The organism is Rhizobium changzhiense (assembly GCF_013087625.1).
In the GTDB taxonomy this organism is placed as follows: domain Bacteria; phylum Pseudomonadota; class Alphaproteobacteria; order Rhizobiales; family Rhizobiaceae; genus Rhizobium; species Rhizobium sophorae.
In genome coordinates this window covers 399,946-416,530 of record NZ_JABFCQ010000003.1, presented here as the reverse complement: position 1 = coordinate 416,530, position 16,585 = coordinate 399,946, and the positions used below count along the sequence as shown (strand labels likewise).

Annotated in this window: 10 protein-coding genes and 3 pseudogenes; 5 read left to right on the top strand and 8 right to left on the bottom strand. The window is 57.2% G+C overall.

Going from position 1 to position 16,585, the window contains the following annotated elements; all coding sequences use genetic code 11:
• The first annotated feature begins 97 nt into the window (after positions 1-97).
• Positions 98-547: a hypothetical protein gene (locus G9X68_RS17045; RefSeq protein ID WP_171603397.1), complete on the top strand. Its 450-nt coding sequence runs from the start codon at positions 98-100 to the stop codon at positions 545-547.
• A gap of 625 nt (positions 548-1,172) precedes the next feature.
• On the opposite strand, the gene G9X68_RS17040 is transcribed toward G9X68_RS17045, so the two are convergent.
• Genes G9X68_RS17040 through G9X68_RS17030 form a run of 3 tightly spaced genes read right to left on the bottom strand, consistent with a single transcriptional unit; the run spans position 1,173 to position 6,626 of the window.
• Positions 1,173-4,439 (bottom strand): error-prone DNA polymerase, encoded by a 3,267-nt coding sequence (locus G9X68_RS17040; RefSeq protein WP_171603396.1) that lies wholly within the window; start codon positions 4,437-4,439, stop codon positions 1,173-1,175.
• Entirely contained in the window at positions 4,436-5,953 is a 1,518-nt protein-coding gene (locus G9X68_RS17035) for a Y-family DNA polymerase (protein WP_171603395.1), read from the bottom strand. The genes G9X68_RS17040 and G9X68_RS17035 overlap by 4 nt, the downstream gene beginning before the upstream one ends.
• Positions 5,868-6,626: an ImuA family protein gene (locus tag G9X68_RS17030; protein ID WP_171603903.1), complete on the bottom strand. Its 759-nt coding sequence runs from the start codon at positions 6,624-6,626 to the stop codon at positions 5,868-5,870. The genes G9X68_RS17035 and G9X68_RS17030 overlap by 86 nt, the downstream gene beginning before the upstream one ends.
• Positions 6,627-7,007: 381 nt before the next feature.
• On the opposite strand from G9X68_RS17030, the pseudogene G9X68_RS17025 reads away from it, so the two are divergent.
• The 3 genes and pseudogenes from G9X68_RS17025 to G9X68_RS17015 all read left to right on the top strand — a co-directional run.
• Positions 7,008-7,495: pseudogene (locus G9X68_RS17025) on the top strand (IS110 family RNA-guided transposase); the annotation flags it as partial.
• 417 nt (positions 7,496-7,912) lie between these two features.
• The gene (locus tag G9X68_RS17020; RefSeq protein WP_171603394.1) at positions 7,913-8,284 is read left to right on the top strand and encodes a Rap1a/Tai family immunity protein; all 372 of its coding nucleotides are present in this window, start codon (positions 7,913-7,915) and stop codon (positions 8,282-8,284) included.
• 10 nt (positions 8,285-8,294) lie between these two features.
• On the top strand, positions 8,295-8,912 hold the full coding sequence (locus G9X68_RS17015; protein WP_171603393.1) for a hypothetical protein: 618 nt from the start codon (positions 8,295-8,297) through the stop codon (positions 8,910-8,912).
• Positions 8,913-9,056: 144 nt separating this feature from the next.
• Here the strand turns inward: G9X68_RS17015 and G9X68_RS17010 are convergent, their stop codons facing one another.
• The 3 genes and pseudogenes from G9X68_RS17010 to G9X68_RS17000 form a co-directional block, all read right to left on the bottom strand.
• Positions 9,057-9,716, bottom strand: coding sequence for a hypothetical protein (locus tag G9X68_RS17010; protein ID WP_171603392.1), 660 nt, complete (start codon positions 9,714-9,716; stop codon positions 9,057-9,059).
• Between the two features lie 904 nt (positions 9,717-10,620).
• Positions 10,621-10,794, bottom strand: coding sequence for a hypothetical protein (locus G9X68_RS17005; protein ID WP_164579818.1), 174 nt, complete (start codon positions 10,792-10,794; stop codon positions 10,621-10,623).
• Between the two features lie 541 nt (positions 10,795-11,335).
• Positions 11,336-12,498 (bottom strand): annotated as a pseudogene (locus G9X68_RS17000) (IS3 family transposase).
• 213 nt (positions 12,499-12,711) lie between these two features.
• On the opposite strand from G9X68_RS17000, the gene G9X68_RS16995 reads away from it, so the two are divergent.
• Complete coding sequence (locus tag G9X68_RS16995) at positions 12,712-15,285, top strand: AAA family ATPase (RefSeq protein ID WP_171603391.1); 2,574 nt, start codon at positions 12,712-12,714, stop codon at positions 15,283-15,285.
• A gap of 115 nt (positions 15,286-15,400) precedes the next feature.
• Here the strand turns inward: G9X68_RS16995 and G9X68_RS32190 are convergent, their stop codons facing one another.
• The gene (locus tag G9X68_RS32190) at positions 15,401-15,667 is read right to left on the bottom strand and encodes a transposase (RefSeq protein WP_280526509.1); all 267 of its coding nucleotides are present in this window, start codon (positions 15,665-15,667) and stop codon (positions 15,401-15,403) included.
• A pseudogene (locus tag G9X68_RS16990) lies at positions 15,660-16,527 on the bottom strand (IS256 family transposase). The gene G9X68_RS32190 and the pseudogene G9X68_RS16990 overlap by 8 nt, the downstream one beginning before the upstream one ends.
• Between the last annotated feature and the right edge of the window lie 58 nt (positions 16,528-16,585).

Sequence of the window (16,585 nt, the reverse complement as noted above, 5' to 3'; positions counted from 1 at the left end):
GAATTTTTTATGACCATTCAATTTGTAGGGTGCGCCCTCTCGTTAAGCGTGTTTATATCTCACGTCGGCAACCCGCCGATATCTTGGAGAAATGACCATGCTTTTTCGAAAATTGATTCTCGCTGCCGTCATGGCAGCGGCAATTCCTGCTATGGCTCTTGCTGCCACGACTGAGGTGACAATCAAAAACAACAGCACATCCGGTACTGCGAATGTCGGCAGTATCAGTTGCATCGGCTGCACGCCCAACTTCCCCTCCAGCATCTCTAATGGAGCGTCAGTTGTCTTTACGGCGCAAGGCAACACCATCGATGGCTTCATGACGTTTCGCTTCGATGTGACCAGAGGTGTCGTTCCGGCTCGGACGTGCAGGGCCTCGTTGAGCGTCAACTATGATCCTGCGACCGGCCAGGCGCTGTCGCTTGCCGGAACGCCGGCCTGGGTCGCCATTTCAGGCGGAACTCAGGCCCCTACCTGCACGCAGACCTCCGCCCCGACAATCTCCGGTGGCAAAGTCTTGTGGAACCTCTCTTTCGTCGCCAACTGAGGATACCTTACTCTGGCAGGTCCGTTTCTGAGCGGACCTGCTCTTCCTTTCGTTGTACTTACAATGATCGCCCAACCATGCGTGGAGCTTGCTTTAAATGACGATTCAGAAAAGTTTGGCGCAAATGCGAGGCGCAGGGCATAGGCAGCACTCGGCCGGTTTGGGATTCTGACGCCAGACCGCCACAGCGTTGTTTGCTCGCTACCATCCATATCCTGGCTTTGGTCCAGACCTATCCGCAGTTGTTGTCGGTGCGGCAAGGGGCTGGACTACGTCCTTATGCCAGCCTTGGTATCAGCTTCGTCCAATCGTAAGTCGAAGCTCACCCGGTTTACGCAACGGCAATCCATTGAAATACAATGATGATCAGCGGCGGGTTGGCCGGCCCCACCGCACGGGTAATAGCACGGAGCCCACGGATTTCGAACCGTAATTGAGATTGCTTCTTTGGTCGCAATCTTCGCCGCCGCTGTCCTGTTGTCCAGTCCGCGCCGATTCAAAGTGTCGACGTCGTCCCCACCTTTAGACGCTCATCTTTGGGCGTCTTTCGACGGCCCGGCGTTCAGACCTTGACGGGATTCGAACCGCTGCATTCTCCATCGAAGAAGCTGTCGCGCAGGATTCCTTAGTGAAAATTCCGGCTCTTGATCTTCAGCGTATCGATATGAAGATCCGGTGTGAAAATATCCCGCGGCTTGACCCCCGGCGCTCGATCCCGGGAATCCGGACTTCCCGGCGCACCGTGAGCAAACTCGTCACCGCGACCCGTCGGCAGTTTGAACTCTCCATCACGATCCGCCAAGGCGGATAGGTCGCCCGACAGATCAAACAGCTGCTGGGCGATGAGGTGCACGACCTCCCCTTCCCGCTGGATGCGGCCATTGATCGCCATCATGCTCGATCCGAGCACGACGCGCCGACGCCGCTCGAAAAGTTTCGGCCAGACGACGACGTTCGCCGGACCGGTCTCATCCTCGATCGTCAGAAACATCACGCCTTTTGCCGATCCGGGCATTTGACGGACCAGAACGAGGCCCGCGGTCATCAACCAACGACCATCTCGAGCCGACATGGCTTCTCCGCAGGTGACGATGCTTCGAGCGGCAAGGTCCTTGCGCAAGAACGCGATCGGATGCTCGCGCAGGGTCAGGCCGGTATGGCTGTAGTCCTGGATGACGTTGTGCCCATCTGTCATCTGCCGGAGTTTGACGTCAGGCTCCTGCTGCTCAGCGATCGTCTTCATCTCGCGCTCGGCCGCAGCAACAAAGAGTGGCAGTGGCTCATCGCGCAAAGCTTTGATCGCCCACAGCGCGTCTCGTCGCTGAAGTTCGAGCGATGGCAGGAAAGCATCTGCCTCCGCCAGTTCGACCAGAGATGCCGCCGGAACGCTCGCGCGCCGCCACATGTCATCGACGCTGTCGAAGGGTTGATCGGCACGGGCGGCCACGATGCGTGCCGCATCGACTGCGGCCAGTCCACGCACCAGACGCATCCCCAAGCGGACGGCATGGCGGCGCTCGTTTCCCTTGACCTGCTCGAGCGTGCAGTCCCAGCGAGAGCGGTTGATGCAGACCGGCCGGATCTCCACACCGTGGTTGCGGGCGTCGCCGACGATCTGGGCGACCGCATAGAAACCCATGGGTTGGCTGTTGATCAAGGCCGCGCAGAACGCGTCGGCGTAATGGCATTTCACATAGCTTGAGGCGTAGGCGATGAGCGCGAAGCTTGCGGCATGGCTTTCCGGGAAGCCGTAGGAGCCGAAACCTTCAAGCTGCGAAAAGGTCTTCTCCGCGAACTCCGGCGAATATCCATTCTTCACCATGCCGGAGACCAGCTTATCCTTGAACTTTGAGACGCCGCCGGTGAACTTGAACGTGGCCATCGATTTGCGAAGCTGATCGGCCTCGCCGCCGGTAAAGCCGGCGCAGACCATCGCCACCTTCATGGCCGACTCCTGGAAGAGAGGCACGCCGAGCGTCTTTCCAAGCACCGCTTCCAGTTCGGGCGTCGGATAGACGACCGGTTCCTTGCCTTCGCGGCGGCGCAGATACGGATGCACCATGTCGCCCTGTATCGGCCCGGGCCGGACGATCGCCACCTGGATGACGAGATCGTAGAAGGTCCGCGGTTTCAGCCGTGGCAACATCGCCATCTGAGCCCGGCTTTCGATCTGGAAGGTGCCGAGCGTGTCGGCCTTTCGGATCATCGCATAGGTGGCCTGATCCTCCTGCTCGATATTCGCCAGATCGATCGTCTCGCCCTTATGCTCCTCTATCAGCTTGAATGCTTTTGCCATGCAGGTCAGCATCCCCAACGCCAGCACATCGACCTTCATGAACTTCAGAGCTTCGACGTCATCCTTGTCCCATTCGATCACCTGCCGGTCGGCCATCGATGCCGGCTCGATCGGCACGAGATCGTCGAGCCGATCATGCGTCAGCACGAAACCGCCGGGATGTTGGCCGAGATGCCGGGGGGCTCCCATCAGTTGCTGGGCAAGCTTCAGCGTCAGTGCGAGGCGACGGTCGTCGGGATTGAGGTTGAGTTCGCGCAGGTTCCGGTCGCCGACCAGTTCGGCCGACCAGGACCACATGCCCGACGACAGAGCCTTGATCATATCTTCCGGCAGACCGAGTGCCTTGCCGACATCACGGATCGCACCTTTCGCACGATATCGTGTAACGGTCGCGCAGAGGGCCGCCTTCTGATGGGTGTAGGTCTTGTAGATCCACTGAATGACTTCCTCGCGCCGCTCGTGCTCGAAGTCGACGTCGATATCCGGCGGCTCGTCGCGCTCCTGGGAAACGAAGCGCTCGAACAGCAAATCATTGGTCTCGGGATCGATCGACGTGATGCCGAGAATGTAACAGACAGCAGAGTTGGCGGCCGATCCCCGCCCCTGGCAGAGTATGCCTTGGCTGCGGGCATATCGGACGATCGAGAACACGGTCAGGAAGTAGGGCGCGTATTTCATGGCCCGGATGAGGTCGAGCTCATGTCGAATGATTTTCAAAACGCTGTCCGGCAGACCTTCCGGATAGCGCGCAGGCACGCATTCCCAGACATAATGCTCGAGAGACGCTTGCGCGTCCTTGCCTGGCACGATCGCCTCCTCGGGATATTGATAGGTTAGTTCCTCGAGCGAGAACCGACAGCGATTGGCGATTTCCATCGTCCGGGCCAATGCTTCCGGGTAACGGGGGAACAGCCGCTGCATCTCTTCGGCTGGTTTGAGGAATCTATCCGCATGACGCTCCCTCTCGAAACCGACGTCATCGATCGTAGTGCGGGTGCGAATACAGGTGACGACGTCCTGCAGCTGACGGCGCGACGGTTCGTGGAAAAGAACGTCATTCGTCACAACGGTCTTCACCTTGAAGCGTGTGGCCATGTTCGACAGCTCGTGCAGCCGCATCTGGTCGTTTGGCCGCCGACGAAGGGAAAGGGCGAGATACGCCCGGTTCCCGAACATTTCCGCCATCTTTCTGAGCTGCACGGCGCAGGTCTCGTCGGGCAGATCGGGAACCAGAATACCGATCAGGCCTTCGGCATAGAGGGCCACGTCGTCGAGATGCAGGATGCAGTTGGCTTTGCCGCCTCTGCCCTTGCCGAGCGTCAGCAACCGGGCCAGGCGCGAATAGGCGGCGCGATCTGTGGGATAGACCAGGATCGACATGCCGTCCTGCAGATCGAGACGGCAACCGACCACGAGGCGAACGCCTGTGGCGCGGGACGCCTCCAGAGCCCGGACGATGCCGGCGAGCGAGTTTCTGTCGACGACGCCGAGCGTCTCGATGCCGAGTGCCTTGGCGGTCGCAAACAGCTCATCCGCCGACGATGCGCCGCGCAGGAATGAGAAATGTGTCGTCACCTGGAGCTCGGCATATCTCATGCGAAAATCCCGTGCAGAAACCATTTGTGCGAGCCGGTCGCCGCATCGATGCCATCGCCAGATCTGAATATCCAGAAGCGTTCGCCGCCCTCGTCCTCGATCACGAAATAGTCGCGTACCGCATCGAACTCGGAGTTCCTCGTCCACCACTCGCCAAAAATCCGCTCCGGGCCGTCGGCGCGTTTCACACGCCGTCGCTTGCCGCGCCAGGTCATCGACACGGGTGGATGATCCGGCAGGAGCGCGATCACCTCGATCAGATCCGGACGGGAGAGGAGCCGAACGGGTCGAGGCCAGTGCAAGCTCCATGACGCACCGGTCTCCCCGGCAACCGCACTCACACGCTTGACGCTGCGCTCGGGCACGTCGCTCGCCACCGGCGCCATGCGATAGACACGCTGCCCGCGATTGCCGATCACGTCGATCAGCGGCGCGATATCCACGATCTCTTCCTCGATCAGGGAGGACGCTTTCTGCACCTCGGTGAGCGGTTCGGCGATGACAGCCACCAGCGAGAGTTTCTCGATGCCGAAGCCCGGCTCGATCTTCTCGATCCGGTCCTTGAAGAGCTTTGTCAGCCAGGCCACATTGCGGGCGGGCTTCGCCGTGCCGGCGCGGATCGCCTGCATGGTATTGTCGACCTTGTGCACGAGAAGATCTGCGCGGCGAACGCCGAGGCCCTTCTGCTGGAGCGCTTGACAGAGCTCAACGACCAGCCGCGAGACGTATTTGGCGATGGTCTCGGGAGCGCCGATCGGCTCGGCGAAGGCGCGGCTGACTTCGATGACATCCATCGGACGGATTGGATCGATCGGCTCCGGCAGCCGCCCATACATCTGGTCGATACGGCGGCCGATTTCGGGACCGAAGCGAAGGGCAAGCGGCGCGCGTGGTGTGGCCGACAGCTCGCCGATCGTCTGAAACCCGAGGGTCCGCAGGCCAACCACAGTTTCCGCTGGCAACCGTAGCGATGATACCGGCAGCCGCTCGACGAAACGCGATGTTTCGCCCCGTGCAGCGATCACGGTATCGCGCGGGCTCACCCGTGCCAGCGCATGCGCCGCGCCCCAGCTGTCAGCAATCGCAACCCGCGCGGTCAGCCCCTTGGCACGGAAGCGATTGACGATGCCGGACAGCATCAGATCCTCGCCACCCTGGAGATGATCGGCGCCTTCGGTGTCCATGACGATGCCGTCGGGCGCATCCATTGCGACGATCGGCGTGTACTGCGTCAACGCCCAGAGCGTGAGGCGTTCGAGGGCCGCGGTGTCCGCGATCGGATCGGCGTCGACCATCTGCAGACCCTGGACGATGGCCTGCGCCTTGGCAGCCGGCATGCCAATATGAAGACCCGCGGATCGGGCTGTTTCATCCGCCGCCGCGATCCAGCGTTTGGAACCGCTCTTCGCGACGACGACAAGTGGCCGCTCAGCGGTGAGCATTCCCGCGCCATCGGCCCGCCTGATCCTGTCGATCGCCAGATCCGGAAGATAAATGGATACGACCCGTGGCATCGCACGCTCCTACAATAAACTCCGCGCACTCGCCCGCCTTCACTCTCATCAGCTCCAGCAGCCATCGTGGCCGCCCAACGCCTGGAACCGGTAGCTCTTCCGATGGCAGTACGCTGACGCGCCACCTTGATGTCGACGCCGTCGGCTGGCCAAAATCCGATGCCTCCGTCTGCCGCCGCCATCGTCGCACGACCAGCCCAATCGTTCCGGTCTTCTCAGCCGCAAGCTGAAGCCGGCGCGACGCGGTCATGGGTAGACGGACAAGCTCACCGACCACGGCGCCCAGGCCGCCGTAGCCAAGACCTTCCTCCATGGTTGCCAGGACATCCTCTTCCCTATCGGCTTCGGCAAAGACCACGCGATCGGGATGAAGACCCGCCAAAGCCAGCGCCGGGAAAAACAGGTCCGGCCGCGTCATGCACCAAAGGATCTGCCCCTTGGTTCGCGCAGCGATCCCCGCCACACAGAGGGCGGCGGCGGCACCATCGACCGTTCCGGACCCGCCACCCGCGAACTCGTGCAAGGCACCATAGGCGAGACCCCCGCCTGGAAGCACCGCGTCTATTTCGGAAACCCCAAAAGCAAGGCAGCCGACCTTTCTCGCCGAACCGCCCTCGAGGGAGGCGATGCGATCGCGTAGATCGGCAATTACCCTGTTGCGGGCAGCAGTCATCATTCACGCGTCCCTTGAAGGCCGTGTTGGAGTTTCGACTTCATGTCGTTCGAATGCAGATGTTCTCTATCTGTTCCGACGTCGCCGAAGAGTCAAGCAACCACGAATAGGAATATTATCTCTCAACTTTAACAAAGCCAAGAGATTCGCTTTGCGAAACATGGCCATGGGCCAATTGCGGCGTTTTGGTAGAGGCGAGAATATATATTTTCGACAGATCGTAACTTCACCTGCGCCGCTTGGCATTTGACCGGTCCATCGGCTACGATCCTCGCAGTTTCACGGAACGGTCACTGCCAATGTGTTGGTGTGGACGGCTCTGAGACCTCGGCGATCCATGGCATTATGATCATGGATCCACGAGCGAGAGGAGCGCATACCATGAAGCCTGTTGTAAGAATTGGTATGGACACGTCGAAAAGCGTGTTTCAATTGCACGGTGTTGATGACGCTGAGAACCCGTGATACGCCGCCAATTGCGGCGACGGGAAATGATCAAATTTTTCGAGACTACGCTGCCGACTTCGATTGCGATCGAGGCCAGTGGCAGCTCACATCACTGGGGGCGTCTGCTTACATCCTTCGGTCACGAAGTGCGCCTGATCCCACCCCAATACGTCAAGCCATATGTGAAACGAGGAAAGAACGACGCTGCGGATGCTGAAGCTCTCTGTGAAGCCGTCAGTCGACCCTCCATGCGCTTCGTCCCGATAAAGTCGCGTGAGCAGCAAGCCGCATGCATGTTGATGAGCGTTCGGGAGCGGCTGGTTGGCGTAAAGTCGCAACTCTCGAACGCGATCCGTAGCTATGCGGCTGAGTTTGGCATCATTGGTCCGCCTGGTCGCCAAAACGTCGCCGCGTTGATCAAGCCAGATCTTCAACAAAGATGGTTGGTCGAGGATCCAGGTCCCGTCGGGCTGCAGCTTGCTATGAGCTGCGATGGGCCGGAAAGCAGAATGCGAAGTATCCCGACGAGCGGACAACTACTGGATGAGGGATGCTGATCACTCCGCGTTCCCCCTCCCTTGCCGGTAGCCCCATCCAGCAATCGTGTGGGGGCGCATTTCCCTGCAAGGGGTGACGCCGTCTTTGAATGGAAGGCGGATTGCTCCCATGCAATCCTGCCTCGTGGCGAACAGCGGGAAGCAAGCTGCAAGCTCTTCGCGGTGAACCGGCTGCACGTAGGAAGCTGGGCGGAAGAGGCTTGCGGCGCGTGAGGGCAGAGCCCTAGTCTTCTTCATCAGCCGAATCAGGTGTAGCGTCCCGCAATCACGGGTGAGGGTTGAATGAGACGGGTTATACTGACATTGCTGGGATTGCTCGCGGCCAACACGGCTGACGCGATGGATGCCAAAGACCTAGCGAACCATTGCGAAAAGGATCTGGATTACGCGGCAGCGTATATCACCGGCTTCATGGACATGTGGCGTGAGAACACGATTTCCATGGTTCTGCTTGAAGCAAACCTAAAAGATAAGGAAGCGTTGGCGATGTATCGCCCTACCGTGCTCGGACGCTTTTGCCTGCCAGAGAAAGCAAACTATGCTCGCGCTATCCGCATTGGATGTGACTGGGTCGAGACCCACCCGGAAAAAGGAGGTGTAAACGCTCCGCGAGCGCTCTTCATGGCCTACAATGCGGCTTGGCCTTGCGAGTGAGGAGAATGCGGTGGGTGGCATATATTCAACGGTTACTGAAGACAGGATCGAATATAGGGATGACGAAAACGGCCGCACGTTCGTGTTCGAGCGTTCTTGGAAATGTCTCTCGGTAGAACTGACAGAATACACCGTGACCGGTTACGTCGAGGGCTTCGACGCCGATTCTGAACTGACGATCACCGAGCCCGCCAGCCTAATTGCCAGTAAGGACGAACCCTACATTCTGAGGGGTAAGGCACGGCTTCAGAATTCGGATGTCCTCAGAATAACCAACAAGGTATCGAACCACGACGGCGGCGCGTATCGGGGCCATGAGTTGTTTGAAACCGACTTCGAAACGGCGGTCGTGGACATCCGCCCCAGCGATGATGGCAAGCGCGGATATGTCACTCATTACGGCCACACCCCAACATACAAGGACGCCATCTACGTTGGCCTAATGATCCCGACCGTCCAGTATGAGCGAATGCTGAGGGATATCCGCCACTACGGGAAACCGAAGCTGGTGGTGGCATTTTGGGCGGCGGTTTTCGCGGAGGGTGGCGGTGGCGGATATCTTGTACCGGCACGACCGCGCGCAAAAATCGATGCAGCCCTGCGGTTCATTAGCTACGAGATGATCTGACCGCCGAGGCTGTTGTCAATGTAGAATGCTAACGGAAAGCCAGGTACCCGCCTTTGACGTGACGCCCAGGCTACCTTACATTAGAAAATCGACCCCGCTTCGCAGCGAGGCCGACCAGGCATGATGAATGTAGCTATGCTCTTCTCATGTACCACCCCCCGGAACGGCTTGACGCCCTTTCGCACGAGTGGACACGAAGGCCGCTGACTGACCTTTAGCGGGGGCAGTGTCAGCGGTCTTTTCGTTTGCAGGCAGCCAATACTTCGGCGCATCGTCCGCCTTGCAGAGGGTGCCCGATTTCGCCATGCGCCAAGCAACGCTGTTCACGTTCTGCTTTTCCGGCACGTCGCCAAATAGGACGAGGATGTAATTCTCAATCTCCTTCGGAGCGAGGGCATCGATGGCCTGCGAATGCGCATACCTCATCGCGACCGTAATTTTCTCGGGGAGAGAGAGCTGCTTCTTTGCGAGAATATCCCAGCCCGCACTGCCACCGTAGAAGCCCGCTGGCGGAGGAGGATAAACCGCGAGGTGTTTGACCTTGTCGTCGCAAGCCAAGCAGCAGGTGTCAAAACGATTATGATGCAAGGCGCGGATTTTCGTCTGTATGCTGTAGCTACCGGATACGTAGTCGCGGCTCGCATCCTTGCGGTCGTACTTCGCGCCGGTGATTCGCGCCAGGACAGATCCCGCAACATCGAGTTCCATCAGTTCCGCCTCAAGCGATGCCAGCTCCTCGCGGAGGCGCACGATCTGGTCGGTAACGACCTTCCTGCGTTTTTCAAGTGCTTGCATCTCGGACATTTTTAACGGCTCCTTCGCATTCTCAACGACATATCATCGCGAGAAGTTAAAGTATACAATAAACCGAAACGAGGTTATCCACAAGGTAGATCGGGGAGCGTGAGCTCGTTGGTCGGCACAGGAGAAATAATCTAGTAATTACAGCATTCAAGAAAGTTAACGAACGGTTGATTCACAGTGCTCAGGGCTGTGGAGTCTAAAGCTTTCTATCCCGCGTTCATACCATGCGGAACACACCACATGGTAAGATGTGGCTGCCAAGCGTGGCGTTTTGATTCATCGTGGATGAGTGAAAGCCCCTGATGCAACGCCGTAGCGCTAAAACGCGATTGTACGAGCGCGACAGACCGCACCGAGTTCCTTGAGGGGCAGGTGCGAAGAATAAAACGAAAGTAAGAGAAGTGGAGAAGAAATTCAGCCTGATGCTAACGCGGAAGGATTTTACCGACAAGCGCGATACGTTTGTTGATGAGCGTCTTCGCAGTGGGATAGGTTTGGAAAACCGCGCATCGAGAGAAACCACAGCATCAGGAAAACTCCAGCTTTACCGAGTTCGTTGGTGGCGTCCACGATAGCCTGACAATTCCCGAGAGTAACGGCCTCGTCTACAAGAATGCGGAGGTCGCGCTTACAACGCACCCCATCTTCATTCGACATGTAGCGGCGGGTGTTGGTGGCGTTCCCGAGGATCAAGCGCGCGGCTGCGCCTTCGTTCGTACCTACGGACCAGCCCACCGTGTCCAACAACGGAGGCAGATGATTCCCAAAAAAGGGAGACAGGTTCCTTTGGCCGTTGTCTTCGCCGTCACCCCATCACGAACCCGCCTTGAGGCGGGTTTTTTTACGCGGGGATGATGATAAGGCGCAGAGCACCGCCCAATCACAATCCCCGCTCTGGAGGAGTTCATTTGTCGCTCACCCTGCTGGCTCGCTTGGAGCGAGGAGCCTGTCGATGCCGCATGATGGATCGGGTAATCAGATAAAGCGCCAGCAATAAAAGCAGGCCGGTAACGGGCAGCGTCCCTAAGGCGGTTGCCTTGATGCCGAAGCCTTCAAATGCGAGGGAGTTTTGTTCCATGGGCGTACTTCTCCTTAAACAAAGAAAAAGCCGCCTGCTCCTGCTACGCATTACTACAGCTCAGGTGATTCCTGCAATAGCCGCAAACCGCCATGAACAGCACATGCGGGATTCTGTTAAGATGTCAATAACCAGTTGCTTTTCATCTTCTAGCGCTAAAGGGCTGATTCTTGTGCCGAATCTGGGCTTATCAACAGATCCCCCGAAAACAAATCTTATGAGGGACCAATTTGCGGAAAACTGCCGTTTTCACAGCCTAAGTACCACCCGGCGACAGCAGCTAGTACGATGAACACGAAGAGAATCCATCGCCAGCCAAGGGCAAGCACTAAGCCGATCAGCCCAAGCGTCACGAGCACCGCGATCGGCGCGGCCTTCTAATTCGTCTCTTCGTCAACTTGGATGGGCATTATTTGCCTTTGAAGGCAGCATAGGCTTGTACTCCGGACCGCAGGCCCACCATCACAGCGGTAGCGTACAGCGGAGATAGCAGGGGAATCGCTTCAGGTTAATTTCTGGGTCTTGACCTTGCCCCCAAGTTTTATCCATTGAGTTCGCTCCAGCGGTTTTTGGTTGCTGTTGTTGGTTCGGTAGCGGCGGGTTGCAGTGCGGAGCCATTTCGGCTGCGCAGCACCGCATCACGTCGCGGGTTGAGTGTCTGAGCCGGCCGGTGTCAGCCAGCCAAGGCCTGAATGCGGGCGTTGATCGTTGTAATCGCTACGCCAGTTTGAAAGCGCAGACCGGGCGTGAGCAAGCGACGAGAACAGAGTTTCATTCAAGAACTCGTCTCGCAGCCGCCCGTTGAAGCTTTCGATAAAAGCGTTCTGGATCGGCTTGCCAGGCGCAATGTAATGCCAGTCAACCTTGGTCCGGTCCGCCCATTGCAGGATCGCGTTGCTGGTGAACTCGCTGCCGTTGTCACTGACGATCATCCTCGGCTTGCCGCGCTCCTCGATAATCCGGTCAAGCTCCCGTGCGATGCGAAGACCGGAAAGCGATGTATCGGCGACGAGCGCCAGGCGACGACGGTCAGAATCCGCAACCTGCGCCTATCGGTGAACTGATCCGACACGAAGTCCAGCGACCAACGATCATTGGCCGCCATCGGCACCAGCATCGGCGCTCGCGTGCCTGTCGCTCGCTTGCGACCGCCGCGCTTGCGCACCGTCAGTTTCTCCTCCCGATAGAGCCGGAAGAGCCTCTTGTGGTTCACGAGGTGACCCTCCCGCCGGAGCAGCACATGAATGCGTCGATATCCGAAGCGGCGACGTTCATGCGCCAACGCCTTCATTCGCTCGCGAAGCTCATGATCATCGTCGCGCCTGGTCTCGTAACCGACCGTCATTCGGCAAAAACCAATGGCTTTACACGCCCGCCGTTCGCTCATCTCATGATGACTCATCAGATGCGCGACAGCTTTCCGCTTGGCCGCGGGCGTCACGACTTCTTTCCCAAAAGGTCTTTCAAGGCAGCATTGTCGAGCATCGCATCCGCCAGAAGCCGCTTCAGCTTCGTGTTCTCGTCCTCAAGCGTCTTCAGCCGCTTGGCCTCGGACACCTCCATGCCGCCGAACTTGGCCTTCCATTTATAGATGCTGGCATCGCTGACGCCGTGTTTGCGGCAAAGCTCAGAGACCGGCGTGCCTGCCTCGTGCTCCTTCAATATGCCGATGATCTGTTCGTCTGTGAAACGATTGCGCTTCATCCTCTGGTCCTCTCAATGGGCCAGAGCTTACTTCAAAATGGATTATTTCAACGGGGCAAGGTCAGTTGGTATAACTCGGCGGTTCATGAGAACAGCGCTTGCGATTTCTGGCTGTTTTCCTCGGATAACTACTTTGGTCACCATTTTCCTCATTGCAGAATCACATGCACATGTGAGGACTCTCGTCTTAGTTGTTAGGCACGCGAGGGACGTATGAATCTGCTCTATCAAAACACCGGCATTGCAGCGGCCATTCAGAAAAACCATTTGCCGGCAACGCTGGTGGAGCTTTTCGGAGACCTCTTTGATGAAGATAACGGCCGGATTCTTCTTCAAGAAACGACAATCATCGACTTCAAAGAAACAATTCCAAGTGATTTCTCTGGAGACTACGGTGCTGGCATTATCAGGCTTGCGCTTTCCTTCCACAATACTTTCGGCGGGCTAATTGTTTTCGGGGTTGTCGATCGCACTGGCGTGCCTTCCTTGGCGAAGGAGATATTTAATATTGAAGCCTTCAACAGGGTGCTCTCCGACATTAGTGGGAATCAAATTGAATGCTCCCTTCGTCGATATGCACTAAAAGAGGGGGCGGATGCTCTGCCAATCCAAGTCGTGTTAGTTCCTGCTCGTCGTGCTCAGCGGCCAGCTAGGTTAAAGCGGCCGCTATTCAAATACGCGCAAGGTGCTCTCTGGGTGCGCGATCGGCACGAGGTATTAACAGCCGAACCTCGCCATCTACCACTTCTGTACGGAGATCGTTCGTCGTTCTTTTCGAGAAACGAGGTTGGAAGCGTATCAGTACACCGATCACTGCCACCTTCTCCATCAACGATGGATGAATTTGTCGGTCGGTTTGGTCTCCTACATGACTTGTGGGATTGGCTCGTGTTTAGCAATCATGTCCGCATGTACTTGCATGGGCCTGGAGGAAGCGGCAAGAGCACACTGGCATATGAGTTTGCTACGGCAGTAGCTCATTCGCCTTATAGGATTACGCTTCCAAAGGGCAATATGCTGGACTATGTGCTGTTTCTGTCTGCCAAGGAAACCGCGCTCGATCCCTTCCAGCAGAAGGAGAACAACTTCACCCAACGCGATTTCGCGACAGCTGAAGAGAAAGTAAGACAAATTCTTTACCACGCCGGACTTGCGGCGAGCACTGAGCTCGATGAACTATCGGAAGAGAGCGTTGAAGAGCATCTAGACGAGCTTGTCGAAAATTTTACTGGGCTAATCGTGATCGACGACATTGATGCTCTCACCCGCCGAAACCGGGACACCGGCGAGGAACTACTTTTCCAAAAAGCAGCACAGTCTTCTGGCCGGCTCAAAATCCTATACACTTCGCGCTACGCACCACCATATGCACTAAAAACTGCCAAAGAAGTGCCGTCGCTCGACTTCGAGCATGAGTTCTTTCCTTTTATGGAATCCTGCTGTCGCCAGTTCGAGGTTGCTCCACCAGCGAGCAACAATGCGATCCGGCTATTTGAGATCAGCGCCGGCCTCCCAATCCTCATCGAGACGATTATTGGCCTCAGACGCAATTGCTCATCATATGAAGAGGCATTCAAAGCATACGAAAGTCGCGAAGGAGATGCGGCGCGTCGCTACCTCTATCAACGCGAATACGATCGACTAGAGGCGGCTACTAAAGCTCGGCACATGCTTGCAGCGCTCAGCCTAATTGAAACCCCTGTCTCCATCACTGCAATTGGGCACATCACTTCGTATTCAGAAGAGCAGATTAGAGATGCCGTGACGCAAACAAAAGGAATATTCCTAAAATCTACTGAGAATGAGAATGGAGATACACTGTATGAACTCGCTACGCCTGCCATAGGTTTCGTCAGACAAGTTTCCCCAGACTTGCCGTACTACCCTGCTTTGCAGAAGGCCATCAGCCACTTTAAACAAGAGAGTGGACGAACACCTGCGCATGAAGCTGCAATCCTTGTTAGGATGCAGAAGCTCGCTCGCACGTCAGATTTCGAGCGTATTGTCGAAGAAGGGGCCGCCATTCCAACGGGTGACTCAATATGGGGCAATCCGCAGTTCCTTGGTCTTTTGGGGCAGGGCTATGCGGCACGCGGCGCAGCAAATGCTGAAGATGCGAGAGGCTACTTTGCACGAGCTTTTGCTCTCCACTCTCGCGACATTTTCATGCTTCGGGCCTGGTATAAGCTCGAGTTTTCCGCTCAACACACAATCAAGAGTGCGGAGGACCTCTGCCGGAAGGTGTTACAATCTGGATCGCTCTCACAGCGACATCGATCAGAGTTTTACTCGAAGCTTGGGCAGGTTCTTGAAACGCAAGCAAGGCCTTTCATTCACACTGACAAGACACGGGCTATTAGTATGATGAAAGCGTCGCTGGACGCCTATTTTGAAGGGAAATGGCTAGCGCGGGAGGTCGAGCAACTCGACTCAACACTTCAAAATGATTGGATAACTAACCTTGCGGGCAAGCTATTCCGCCTGCTGCAGGATGACCTCGAGCCCCTCTTTGATTTCATCGAAAAAATGTCCGATAAGAACCATGACGTCGACTTGGAAGCCATTCGAATCTTGATAGATCCGATGAAGTCGATGGCTCACAATGCCAAGCCTTGGGCCTGCAGTAAAGTTGCCGGCCTGGCCCGTCGCACAGCTGCTCGGTATGCGCGCCTGAAAAAGCCTCTCAGCGAGCAACCAGGGTTTTCGTATGTGATCGAAGCCCTGCGCGACATCATCCAAACCTTACATTCGAAGATGAAGACTGACCAAGGTGAACATACGCGCTAACTGCGGCGACGGCCCGTCTAACGCTGACTGACTCGTAAGATAGATAGGGATCATGTCCCAGGGAGTGGTGTAGGTCGTTCGATCGTCGAGCTTTCCGGACAGGGCCGGGAACGGGTCAACCTGCAGCGGGCAAGTTGATAAGCGGATCATCGCTCATTGGCTCATTGTAGCAATGGTTTCCAGTGTCATGTGTCGCGAGCGCTGAACAGCCCGCGCCGACGAGTCTGACGATCGCATCGTCGTTGGGAAAGATGCCGACGACCTCTGTCCTTCGCTTGATCTCGCCGTTCAATCGCTCAATGGGGTTCGTGCTATGAAGCTTGGTCCAATGCTGCTTGGGAAAGGTCATATAGGCGAGGACATCTTCCTCGGCGCTATCCATGAGGCCGGCGATTTTCGGCACTTTCGTGCCTGATCTGATCGGCGACGTTGCGCCACTGTTGGCTGGCAGCTTCCGGGGTGTCCTGGGCAAAAGCCGTTGCAATGAAGGCTGAGACCACGCGTCGCCCGCTCTTGCCGGCATGAGCCAGCGCATTGCGCATGAAGTGAACCCTGCATCTTTGCCAGGTAGCGGAAAGGACCTTGGAAACGGCGGCTTTGATGCCTTCGTGGGCATCGGAAACGGCGAGTTTGACGCCGCTCAGGCCGCGTCGGGTCAGCTTGCGCAGGAATTCCGTCCAGATCGGCTCAGCCTCAGAGGTGCCGATTTCCATGCCGAGCACTTCCCGCCGGCCATCCGTGTTGACGCCGATGGCGATGATCACCGCGACGGCGACGATGCGTCCGCCGCGCCGGACCTTGAGGTAGGTGGCATCGATCCAAAGATATGGCCAGTCGCCTTCGATGGGCCGGGAGAGAAAGGCCTTCACCTTGTCGTCGATTTCCCCGCAAAGCCTGGAGACCTGGCTTTTGGAGATGCCGCTCATGCCCATCGCCTTGACCAGATCGTCCACCGAGCGGGTCGAAACACCTTGGATATAGGCTTCCTGGATCACCACGGTCAGCGCCTTCTCGGCCATGCGGCGCGGCTCAATTCGCAGTTCAAAGGTACCGGCGCGGGGTCTCCCAATCGCGATCGCGATAGCCGTTACGCTCTTCAAGTCGAAAGTCGTTCTTCTCGCCGTAGGCCGCACCGGTCTTGGCGCCGACCTCCAGCTCCATCAGCTTCTCGGTCGCAAAGCCAATCATCTCGCGCAGCAAATCCGCATCAGCGCTCTTCTCAACAAAAGAGCGCAGGTCCATCATATCGTTGGTCATCGGTGGTCTTTCCAAAAGGTTGTGCTTGAACAACCCAACCCTA

What these genes read in the sequence shown, in the direction of transcription:
- G9X68_RS17005 (WP_164579818.1), bottom strand. Translation starts at nt 10,794, where the DNA reads ATGGAACAAAACTCCCTCGCATTTGAAGGCTTCGGCATCAAGGCAACC.
- G9X68_RS17045 (WP_171603397.1), top strand. Translation starts at nt 98, where the DNA reads ATGCTTTTTCGAAAATTGATTCTCGCTGCCGTCATGGCAGCGGCAATT.
- G9X68_RS17010 (WP_171603392.1), bottom strand. Translation starts at nt 9,716, where the DNA reads ATGTCCGAGATGCAAGCACTTGAAAAACGCAGGAAGGTCGTTACCGAC.
- G9X68_RS17020 (WP_171603394.1), top strand. Translation starts at nt 7,913, where the DNA reads ATGAGACGGGTTATACTGACATTGCTGGGATTGCTCGCGGCCAACACG.
- G9X68_RS32190 (WP_280526509.1), bottom strand. Translation starts at nt 15,667, where the DNA reads ATGGATAGCGCCGAGGAAGATGTCCTCGCCTATATGACCTTTCCCAAG.
- G9X68_RS17030 (WP_171603903.1), bottom strand. Translation starts at nt 6,626, where the DNA reads ATGACTGCTGCCCGCAACAGGGTAATTGCCGATCTACGCGATCGCATC.
- G9X68_RS16995 (WP_171603391.1), top strand. Translation starts at nt 12,712, where the DNA reads ATGAATCTGCTCTATCAAAACACCGGCATTGCAGCGGCCATTCAGAAA.
- G9X68_RS17035 (WP_171603395.1), bottom strand. Translation starts at nt 5,953, where the DNA reads ATGCCACGGGTCGTATCCATTTATCTTCCGGATCTGGCGATCGACAGG.
- G9X68_RS17040 (WP_171603396.1), bottom strand. Translation starts at nt 4,439, where the DNA reads ATGAGATATGCCGAGCTCCAGGTGACGACACATTTCTCATTCCTGCGC.